12 protein-coding genes are annotated in these 10,323 nt (G+C 32.8%); 4 read left to right on the plus strand and 8 right to left on the minus strand.

Annotated features, from left to right (window positions below; all coding sequences use genetic code 11):
- Positions 1-46 precede the first annotated feature (46 nt).
- The 4 genes from B3R94_RS13810 to B3R94_RS13825 all read right to left on the minus strand — a co-directional run bounded on the left by B3R94_RS13810 (position 47) and on the right by B3R94_RS13825 (position 3,483).
- Positions 47-1,183: a glutathionylspermidine synthase family protein gene (locus B3R94_RS13810; RefSeq protein ID WP_291101534.1), complete on the minus strand. Its 1,137-nt coding sequence runs from the start codon at positions 1,181-1,183 to the stop codon at positions 47-49.
- Between the two features lie 9 nt (positions 1,184-1,192).
- Positions 1,193-1,582 carry a hypothetical protein gene (locus tag B3R94_RS13815; protein WP_291101537.1) on the minus strand — a complete coding sequence of 130 codons (390 nt, stop codon included), beginning with the start codon at positions 1,580-1,582 and terminating at the stop codon, positions 1,193-1,195.
- 6 nt (positions 1,583-1,588) lie between these two features.
- Complete coding sequence (locus tag B3R94_RS13820; RefSeq protein ID WP_038337307.1) at positions 1,589-1,867, minus strand: hypothetical protein; 279 nt, start codon at positions 1,865-1,867, stop codon at positions 1,589-1,591.
- A 104-nt stretch (positions 1,868-1,971) separates the two neighbouring features.
- Entirely contained in the window at positions 1,972-3,483 is a 1,512-nt protein-coding gene (locus B3R94_RS13825; protein WP_114999495.1) for a succinate CoA transferase, read from the minus strand.
- 195 nt (positions 3,484-3,678) lie between these two features.
- On the opposite strand from B3R94_RS13825, the gene B3R94_RS13830 reads away from it, so the two are divergent.
- Both B3R94_RS13830 and B3R94_RS13835 read left to right on the plus strand, forming a co-directional pair.
- Positions 3,679-4,500 carry an AraC family transcriptional regulator gene (locus B3R94_RS13830; RefSeq protein WP_180906175.1) on the plus strand — a complete coding sequence of 274 codons (822 nt, stop codon included), beginning with the start codon at positions 3,679-3,681 and terminating at the stop codon, positions 4,498-4,500.
- Positions 4,501-4,508: 8 nt separating this feature from the next.
- On the plus strand, positions 4,509-5,171 hold the full coding sequence (locus B3R94_RS13835) for an alpha/beta fold hydrolase (protein ID WP_038332438.1): 663 nt from the start codon (positions 4,509-4,511) through the stop codon (positions 5,169-5,171).
- A gap of 40 nt (positions 5,172-5,211) precedes the next feature.
- Here B3R94_RS13835 and truB read toward each other — a convergent pair whose 3' ends face one another.
- Genes truB through B3R94_RS13855 form a run of 4 tightly spaced genes read right to left on the minus strand, consistent with a single transcriptional unit; the run spans position 5,212 to position 8,003 of the window.
- On the minus strand, positions 5,212-5,922 hold the full coding sequence (gene truB, locus B3R94_RS13840; protein WP_291101544.1) for a tRNA pseudouridine(55) synthase TruB: 711 nt from the start codon (positions 5,920-5,922) through the stop codon (positions 5,212-5,214).
- A 1-nt stretch (position 5,923) separates the two neighbouring features.
- Positions 5,924-6,808 carry an undecaprenyl-diphosphate phosphatase gene (locus tag B3R94_RS13845; RefSeq protein WP_125349727.1) on the minus strand — a complete coding sequence of 295 codons (885 nt, stop codon included), beginning with the start codon at positions 6,806-6,808 and terminating at the stop codon, positions 5,924-5,926.
- Positions 6,808-7,110 carry a DUF3098 domain-containing protein gene (locus B3R94_RS13850; protein ID WP_052217597.1) on the minus strand — a complete coding sequence of 101 codons (303 nt, stop codon included), beginning with the start codon at positions 7,108-7,110 and terminating at the stop codon, positions 6,808-6,810. The genes B3R94_RS13845 and B3R94_RS13850 overlap by 1 nt, the downstream gene beginning before the upstream one ends.
- Positions 7,110-8,003, minus strand: a complete 894-nt coding sequence (locus B3R94_RS13855) for a cell division protein FtsX (protein WP_221855311.1) — start codon at positions 8,001-8,003, stop codon at positions 7,110-7,112. The genes B3R94_RS13850 and B3R94_RS13855 overlap by 1 nt, the downstream gene beginning before the upstream one ends.
- A 106-nt stretch (positions 8,004-8,109) precedes the next feature.
- Between B3R94_RS13855 and rsmA the strand changes: the two genes are divergently transcribed.
- Both rsmA and mgtE read left to right on the plus strand, forming a co-directional pair.
- The gene (gene rsmA, locus B3R94_RS13860; protein ID WP_038332430.1) at positions 8,110-8,877 is read left to right on the plus strand and encodes a 16S rRNA (adenine(1518)-N(6)/adenine(1519)-N(6))-dimethyltransferase RsmA; all 768 of its coding nucleotides are present in this window, start codon (positions 8,110-8,112) and stop codon (positions 8,875-8,877) included.
- Positions 8,878-8,880: 3 nt separating this feature from the next.
- Entirely contained in the window at positions 8,881-10,236 is a 1,356-nt protein-coding gene (gene mgtE / locus B3R94_RS13865) for a magnesium transporter (RefSeq protein WP_280046030.1), read from the plus strand.
- The last annotated feature ends 87 nt before the right edge of the window (positions 10,237-10,323 follow it).

Consider the following 10,323-nt stretch of genomic DNA (forward strand, 5'->3'; position numbering starts at 1 on the left):
AAAAGTCTAATTCGAAGTGGAATTAGACTTTTTGGTTTTAAATATTTTACTCAATAATATGCGGGACAAAACGACTTTTATCAGTTGTAATAAATTGGTCACTTTCGCGGAACGTAATTCCACATGATTCTTGTCCAATAATCCAACTTCCGATAATGGTATAACCTGTTTCTTCATGATGTAAATTAGCCAAAGCTTGATAAATAAAACCTTCTTCACCATATTCTCCTGAAGTTTGCTCCGAAATAGTTCCGTTTTTTACAACTTCTATATTTGCGCCTTCACGTGATAACAATGGTTTTTTGACATAATTCTTCATCTCTTTTGGTGAATCTGTATAAGCTTCTAATAATAATGGATGATCTGGATACAATTCCCATAAAATTGGTAAAATAGCTTTGTTCGAAAGAATCATTTTCCAAGCAGGTTCTATCCAATTTGCGTTGATTTCATCATTTTTGATGTTGTATGCAAACAACTCGTTCATCATCCATTCCCACGGATAAAGCTTGAAAATATCTGTAATTGGTTCTTCTTCTAAATCAACAAAATTGACATTATTCCAACCGATTTCGTCAACGTAAATTAATTTGGTATTAATTCCGGCTTGTATTGCACAATCTCTGATATATTCGATATTCGTCAAATCTTCTAACGATTCTCTCACGCAAGAAAAATGCAAGGTTTCACCTTTCAAATAAGGTTTTAACATTTTCCATGTTTCAATTAATTTATCGTGAACAGAATTGAATTGATCTTTCGTTTCTCCAAAATAATTTTCCATCCAAAGCCATTGTACAACACCACATTCGAACAAAGAAGTTGGCGTATCAGCATTGAATTCTAATAGTTTTAATTGATCATTATCGTAAGCAAAATCAAAACGTCCATAAATACTTGGCGCATCATTTTCCCATGTATCAATCAAATAATGTTGAATAAATTTTGGAATTTTAAATTCGTCCAAACGATTATTCTGAATCACATGTTCGACAGCATTCAAGCACATTTCCCATAATTCGTTTGTCGCTTCAAAAAATTTATCCGCTTCTTTTTCTGAAATCGAATAATAATAATCTTCTACCCAATAGGTTTGTTTATTTTCGTCTGTATGATAGCCAAAGCCAATATTTTCTAACCTTTCTTGCCAGTTTTCGTCAGCTTTTATTCTTTTTAATTGCATAAAATTTGTTTAAGATGAAACTGAACGAGAAGAAGCAGATTTTCCGAATCCACCGCGAACAGTTTGACTTTTATACGCTTGTGCTTTTGCTGCGTTTGTTCCAACATTAGATTGTTGATGCAAACCTTGACTTGCATAGCCTATTCCGCCGCCAGTTAAGCTACGAAAAGCCATAAACCAAAGCAACGAACTACCCATTCCACCGTGATGCGAACCACCAGAATGAGATGCATAATTTGACGTAACATCTGTGTAAGGAGCAGTAGAATCTGCACGCATATATACCTTTTGTGCATTGTTCGTAACAGGCGCTTCTTCACGATTCATACATGAACTAAGAACCGAAGAAATTAACACTAAAGTCACGACTTTACTTGCTCTTTTTTCTCTTTTATTCATGATAGATTATTGAATGGTTACGTAAATAGGAATTTTGGTAGAATCGGTAGGTGTATATTGTTTGTGCGTAATCAAAGTATCTACTTTTTCTGCAATCATCAAATCGTTTGACCAAATTTTTTGTTTGGTAATATGTAAAACAGAGTCGCCTTTAGTTTCTGTTGTTAAAACAACTTCACGAGCTGATTTTTTATCAATTTGTTCTAAATTTTGATTTTCGTTTTGATTAGATTGACACGCAAAAAAAGTTGTCAATGGTAGTGTTATTAAAAGTATTTTTTTCATGTTTCTTAGACTTCTAACAAAGTTACATTATTTCACAAAAAAAGCACAATTCAGAAATTCTGAATTATGCTTTTTGAAAAAGTATAGTCTTATTATTTATTATTCTAGTGATTCAAAACTAATAATTCTTCTTTTTTCATAGAACCTGTTTGTTTCAATCTTGTGTGCCAAGAGAACGCTTCTTCTAAGATATGTGGCGTTTGACCACCTCTTTCTACACAAGCTCTTTCGAAATAAGATAATAATTCACCTTTATAATCTGGATGAACACAGTTGTTGATAATTTCGATAGCTCTTTCGCGTGGTGCTAAACCTCTTAAATCGGCTAAACCTTGCTCTGTAACAATAATATCTACATCATGTTCTGTGTGATCGTGATGAGAAACCATCGGAACGATAGACGAAATATTTCCACCTTTTGCGATAGAAGCAGTAACAAAGATTGAGATAAATGCATTACGAGCAAAATCTCCAGAACCTCCAATACCATTCATCATGTGTGTACCAGAAACATGAGTTGAGTTTACGTTACCATAAATATCACACTCTAAAGATGTATTGATTCCAATAATTCCTAAACGACGAATAACTTCGGCAGAGTTAGAAATAGATTGAGGACGTAAAACAATTTTATCTTTATAATTGTCGATGTTTCCTATAACACGGTCATAACATTCTTGAGAAACTGTCATAGAAGATGCCGAAGCAAACTTCATTTTTCCAGAATCAATTAAGTCAAATGTAGAATCTTGTAAAACTTCTGAGTACATTACTAAATCTTCAAAATCAGAATGTTCTAAACCACCTAAAACAGCGTTTGCAACTTTACCAATACCACATTGTAATGGCATTAATGATTTTGTAAGACGACCTTCTTCAACTTCATTTTCGAAGAATTTCACAATGTTTTGAGCAATTGCAGCAGTCGCTTCATCAGCTGGTTGAATGTCTCCAGGAGCATCTTGAATGTCGTGAAAAACAATTCCAACAATTTTAGAAGGATCTACTTTTATTGTTTCTGTTCCAATTTTTGTATCACAAGCAGTGATGTTAATTGGTGTACGTTTCCCATATTCTTCTACACTATAAATATCGTGAATACCTTTTATATTTGTAGGGATAGACGTGTTAATCTCAATGATTAATTTGTCTGCATTTGCAGCAATTTCTGCATTATTACCGATAGAAGTTGTAGGTACTAAAGAACCATCTTCTAAAATTTCAGCAACTTCTAAAATACCTAAATTAATTTTAAATTGTCCATCTAAAATATGTTCAGCAGTTTCTCCTAAATGCTGATCGATAAATAAAACATTACCTGCATTTATATTTTTACGCATTACAGTGTCTACTTGGAATGGTAAACGTTTTTTTAATGCTCCACTTTCTACTAAAGCTGCGTCTGTACCATGTCCTAATGAAGCTCCTGTTACTAAAGTGATTTTTAAATTTTCAGATTTGGCACGCTCCGCAACAGCTTTTAATACAACTTTTGTATCGCCTCCTCTTGTAAAACCACTAGAACCAACAGTCATTCCATCTTCAAAAAATTTGGCAGACTCCTCTGCTGTCATTACTTTTGACTGTAAGTCAGTTAATTTTATTCTTTCCAACATAATGCAACTTTTTCTTTCTAATACTATTCAATAATTGTTCCCTTCTGAACGGAGGGAATTACAAATATTGGACTAATTAATAAAAAGTTAATATCAAAAATAGTCAAATAATTATTCATTTCAGACACTTTTATTTGTGTACATTATACATTATATCAAATAAATTATTATATTAGTTCGCAGATTAAAGAAACTATGAATATACATTTGGATAATAAGTTCGAAACACGATATTACCTAACCGAAATTGACAAATTACCAACCTCAATTTTCTGTTACCATAAGGAAATTTCGGAAGCATACGTGGTAGAACATAAACATAACAAAGCGCAATTTCTTTATTGTGAGGGAGGAATAGTTTATGTAAAAATAGGAAAAGATACCTTTTATTTACCTGCAAGACACTATATGTGGATACCGCCTCATGTGGAACATAGTATACACCCAAATACACCAGAGGTGATTATGAGAAATTTATATTTCCCTATTAATGAAAGTGATAATTCGTTTTATAAAAAAGTAGGAATCTATCCTGCTGATGGATTATTGTTAGAACTTTTATTATTTTCTAACCAATGGAAAGGAGATATTGTTCCAGAAAACAGAAGCGAATATGTAATCGCACAAGCTTTTAAAGAAATATTACCTAAAGTAAGCAAAAGTAGTTTACGATTAGCTCTTCCATTACCACACGATGAACGTCTGAAAAAAATCGTTCAATTCTTAGATGATAATATGGATTCTTCGATTACAATGAAGAAAATTACAGCCGAATTCGGTTTCTCTGAACGATCATTATCACGATTATTTCAAAAAGATTTGAATATGACATTTGTTCAATATTTTACGATTTTGAGAATGTTACGCGCTTTACAATTATTAATTGATAATACGTATTCAATCAGTGAAATTTCGACAATGGTTGGTTACAATAGTTTACCAACGTTTAGTAATACATTCCAAAAAGTAATCGGGGTTCGTCCAACAGATTACTCAAAGAAAAAAGATATATTATAAATTAAGGTATGAAAATTTATCAAGTAAGTGGATTAGGTGCAAATGCAAATGCTTTTCGAAATCTACGCTTGGAACAAGATTTTGAGCAAGTTTATATTCCTTGGTTAGATCCAGAGAAAGATGAAACTTTGGCTCATTATACCGAAAGATTGTTAGATAAAATAAATCCCACAGAAGATTTTCTTTTGATGGGATTATCTTTTGGTGGAATAATTGTGCAGGAAATGAATCGTTTTATCAATCCAAAACATACATTTCTGATTTCGACAGTGAAGAGTAGGGCAGAGCTTCCGAAGTTATTTCGATTTTCGGCTTCTATTAATGCACATAAAATAATTCCGATGAGTTTCTTAACTTCGGATCGAACATTTTCGTACATGATGATGCGAAAATTGTATTATACGGATCGTGATAAAGATAATATCGATGATATTTTTGAGTTTCGAAACAAAGAATATTTAAGTTGGTCGATTCATAAGATTGTAAATTGGGAACATTCTACAGCTTATCACGAAGAAAATATTACACATATTCATGGTACAAAAGATATTGTTTTTCCGATTGAATATATTAAAGATGCAATACAAATAGAAGGCGGAACACATATTATGGTGATGCAAAAGCCAAAATTAGTGAGCGACGAAATAAATAAAGTATTAATCACTTTATAACTAAAAAAAAGCTTGAACATTTGTCCAAGCTTTTCTAATTTTATACTTCTTCTGTTGTGCTTTCTTCTTCGAAATAACTTTTTTCTAAAGCGAAATTTTCAGCATTGATGACATCAAATTCGCCAATTTTTGTACGACGAAGTGCTGTTAAATATCCACCAGAATTGACTGCTTTTCCAAAATCAAAAGCCAAAGAACGAATGTAGGTTCCTTTGCTACAATTCACTTCAAAATCGACAAAAGGTAAATCTATTTTTGTAATTTTAAAATCGTGAATCGTTATTTTACGTGCTTTACGTTCTATTTCTTGACCTTCGCGAGCTAATTCATATAAACGTTTTCCATCTACTTTTACCGCTGAATGCATTGGCGGAAATTGTTCAATTTCTCCAACAAATTGTTTTGTTGCTTCGCGAATAATTTCTTCTGTGATATGATTTGTCGGAAAAGTTTCATTTTCTTCCGATTCTAAATCATAGGTAGGCGTTGTAACACCTAATTTAATTGTACCAGTATAAGTCTTTTCTTGCGCCTGAAATTCATCAATGCGTTTTGTCCATTTCCCTGTACAAACCAATAAAAGTCCAGTAGCTTTTGGATCTAAAGTCCCAGCATGTCCAACTTTTATTTTCTTTAAGTTATATGCTTTTCTAATGTTCCAACGAATCTTATTTACAACATCAAAAGATGTCCAATCAAGTGGTTTATCAATCAAAAAAACGTGACCTTCTTGTATTTTTTCTACATTCATCTTATTTGTGCTGAATCATTGTAGTTTCTACTGAAGCGGCATTGTCTTTTTCTGCTTGTGTTGGAGAATTATATGAGAAATAAATCAATAAAATAATTCCGATGATTATTCTGTACCACCCCCAAAATTTGAAACCATATTTTGTTAAAACTGCGATAAATGTTTTCACTGCGATTAATGCTACAATAAATGCTACAACATTTCCAATTAAGAATAATATAATATGGTTTTGATCTTGTAAAATCATTTCATAACCTTTCATTGGTGTTGCAGTATCTTCTCCCCAAGTTTTAACAAAAATAGAATAAACTGTAACCGCTAACATTGTCGGAACCGCTAAAAAGAATGAAAATTCTGCAGCTGCTTTACGCGATAAACCTTGTGTCATACCACCAATAATAGAAGCGGCAGAACGAGAAGTTCCAGGCATCATCGCCAAACATTGCCAAAAACCAATGATAATTGCTTGTTTTAATGTGATGTCTTTTTCATCATTAATTTTAGGATTTTTGAACCATTTATCTACAAATAATAAAATGATTCCTCCGAAAACTAACATTCCAGAAATAGCAACTTGATTTCCTAAAACAGCCTCGATTTTATCATCGAATAGTTTTCCTAAAATAAGTGCAGGAACAACCGCACAAGCTAATTTGATATAAAAATTGAAATTGAAATTTTTGAAGTCAAAGAATTTTTTCCAATATAAAACTACGATTGATAAAATTGCTCCAAATTGTATCGAAACTTGAAACATTTTTAAGAATTCGCTTTCTGGCATTCCCATCAAAGCTGCTGTGAATCCCATGTGTGCTGTAGAAGAAATTGGTAAATATTCGGTAAGACCTTCTATTATAGCAATTATAATTGCTTGTAAAGTATTCATTATTTTTCTTTATTCGGATTGATTAAAATGGCATAAATCTCGACGATGAAACCAACGACAACTAAAAATGGCGCTAATCTAATTCTACGAAAAGAATAGATTTCGTCGTTCCAATAATTTGCATCCCACGTTCCATCTGGTCTTGTGTTGGCATCGTGTCCTGTCATTAATAAAAATCCAAGACCAATTAGTGCAACACCAATTGCCATGAAAATGTAATTTCTTTTTCCGAATAAAAAAGTAAAACCAGCATCATTTGTAGATGCTGATTTTTTTGTTGTATCGATAGAATTTGATTTCATTAATAAAGTTGATCAGTTTTTAATCTTAAATAACGCCAAGCAGCAAACAATGTACTGAAAACGGCAATAACAACTCCAATTCCAATTAAGATAATAATAAGTGGAGTGAAGCTTGGATTCCAAAGTACTAAGCCAACTTTTGTTGCTAAAATGTACCATAAGAAACCTAATCCTACAGCTGCAATAAATGCTGCTAAGAAACCTAAAACTGCGGCTTCTATCAAGAAAGGTTTTACAATAAAACGTCTACGCGCACCAACTAATTGCATCGTTTTGATGCTGAAACGTTTTGCGTAAATTTTCAGACGGATAGAGTTGTTGATTAATACAACAACGATTACTAAGAAAATAACAGCAAAAATCATAATCCAGAAAGTAATTTTGTTGATGCTGTGATAAATCGTTACCATCGCTTCTTTGTCACTTTTTACTTCGTCTACAATAGGATTTTTAGCCAATACCTTATTAATAGAATCAATTTGTTCAACAGATTGTATTAATGCAGGGTTCAATGTGATTTGAACTGATGCAGGGAAAATACTTTCTTCGAAGAAATCACTACCATCCGTACCCAAATCTTTTTTCGCAATTTTAGCTGCATCCTCTTTGCTGATATACTGTGTAGCTTCAACAAAAGGATACTTCACTTTCAACGAATCGATATAAGATTTCTGTAAATCAAGCTCCTTATCTTTTAATTTTGGATCTTCGACATCTTTAAAATATGCCTCGATTTTTAACTCTCTTTTTAGATGTTCTGCGTAACTTTGTGCATTAATGACAATTAAGCCGAAAATACCTAATAGAAATAAAACAAGCGAAATACTAATCACAACAGTGATGTTTGAAGATCGCAGTCTTTTTTTCTCAAATTTATCGTTCGTTTTTGACATTTGGGTTAATTTTGGGGCTAAGATAAAAAAAACTTATTTCGCAAGAAAGATATTCCGTATATATTCTACGGTAAGTTGGTTAAAGAAAACTTAAAATTTAGAATTTTTGAAAGTAAAAGCTAAAAAACATTTAGGTCAGCATTTTTTGAATGACGAAAATATTGCACGAGACATCGCCGAAGGGTTAACTTGGGAAGGCTATGATCGTGTCTTAGAAATTGGTCCAGGAATGGGCGTGTTGACAAAATATATTTTACAAGCAAAGAAAAATATAGAGGTTGTGGAGATTGATACAGAATCAGTCGAATATTTAAAAGAATATTATCAACCATTTTACCCAGGATTTAAAATTCATTCCGAAGATTTCTTGAAAATGGACTTTTCATCAAAGTTTGATGAACAAATTGCTATTTTAGGAAATTTTCCGTATAATATATCTTCGCAAATTATTTTTAAAGCTTTAGAAGAGCGTTACACTGTTCCCGAAGTTTGTGGAATGTTTCAGAAAGAAGTTGCCGAACGTATTGCATCAAAAAAAGGTACAAAAGATTATGGTATACTTTCTGTTTTAGCTCAAGCGTATTATCATTGTGAATATTTGTTCACTGTTCCAGAACACGTTTTTACACCACCACCAAAGGTGAAATCGGGCGTTATTATTATGAAACGCTACCGAACAGAAATTGAAGGAGTTGAACAGAAACGATTTTTTCAAGTGGTAAAAGCTGGTTTTGGACAAAGAAGAAAAACGCTTCGTAATTCGTTGAAAGCTTTGGGGATTCCTGAGGATTTAAATGATCACGAGTTTTTGAATATGCGCGCAGAACAATTATCTGTCGAAGATTTTATTGAGTTAACGAAAAGAATGAAATAGATTATGGAGGTAAAAATTACAAAAGATTTTATTGAACATTTAAACGAAAGTATTAATCAGCAAAATGCAAAAGCAGTTAAGGAGATGTTGCAAGATTTGCACCCTGCTGATATTGCTGAATTGTTTGATGAGCTTTCGACCAAAGAACAGTCTTTTGTAATTGATTTACTCGATAATGAAATTTCTGCTGATATCCTTCTTGAATTAGAAGAAGATGATCGACGCAAATTCCTGAAAACGCTTACTGCAAAAGAAATTGCCGAAGATGTCATCAATGAGATGGATACCGATGATGCAGTTGACGTTATCAATGAACTTTCTGATGAAAAGAAAGATGAGGTAATTGCACAATTAGAAGACCAAGAACATGCCCGTGAAATTGTAGATCTTTTGCGCTATGACGAAGATACGGCTGGAGGTTTGATGGGAAAAGAGTTGATAAAAGTTAACAAAGATTGGTCGGTAATCACAGCGGTAAAACAAATGCGAAAACAAGCTGAGGATTTAGAAGAAGTTTTCTCGATTTATGTAGTTGATGAAGATGAAAAATTACTTGGAACATTGAGTTTAAAGCGTTTGTTGACAACTTCTGCGAACACTAAAGTGGCAGATGTTTACAATGAAAAGATCCAATATGTAAAGACCTATACAAAAGATATGGAGGTTGCGAAAGTAATCGAAAAATATGATTTGTACGAAGTGCCTGTAGTGGACGAGTTAACGCGTTTGGTAGGTGTAATTACGGTGGATGATGTGATTGATGTGATTCGTGAAGAAGCTGAAGAAAATTATCAATTAGCAGCCGGGATTACTCAAAATGTCGACTCTGATGATAATATATTGAAATTAACTCGCGCTCGTTTACCTTGGCTTTTATTGGCTTTGGTAGGTAGTTTTGTTGCAGTTAATGTGTCGCAAAGTTTTAGCGATGCGATGAATTTGTATCCGCAATTATTCTTTTTTACGCCGCTTGTTGCTGCCATGGCAGGAAATGTAGGTGTGCAATCTTCTGCTATTATTGTGCAAGGTTTGGCGAATAGTAATATTTCGGGTTCTATTTGGAAAAGATTAGGAAAAGAAATGTTATTGGCTTTATTAAACAGTACATTATTAGCTTTTGTACTTTTATTGGCGACACATTTCTTAATGAGTACGAGTTACGAAATTTCCTCAACCATTGTATTAGCTTTAGTTATTGTGATGATTTTGGCAAGTTTGATTGGGACATTTATTCCAATTATGTTGCATAAATATGGTGTTGATCCTGCGATTGCGACAGGTCCATTTATCACAACAAGTAATGATATTTTTGGTTTGTTGATTTACTTTTCGATTGCGAAAATGATTTTAGGATTTTAAAAACTTTAAAAATGAATAAGTTGAAAATTATAGGAATAGCGACTCAAACGTCTAATAACGATAGTCAAGGCGGTTTCAAGTTGCTAA

This window comes from Empedobacter sp. UBA7611 (genome assembly GCF_002484365.1).
Classification (GTDB): Bacteria; Bacteroidota; Bacteroidia; order Flavobacteriales; family Weeksellaceae; genus Empedobacter; species Empedobacter falsenii_B.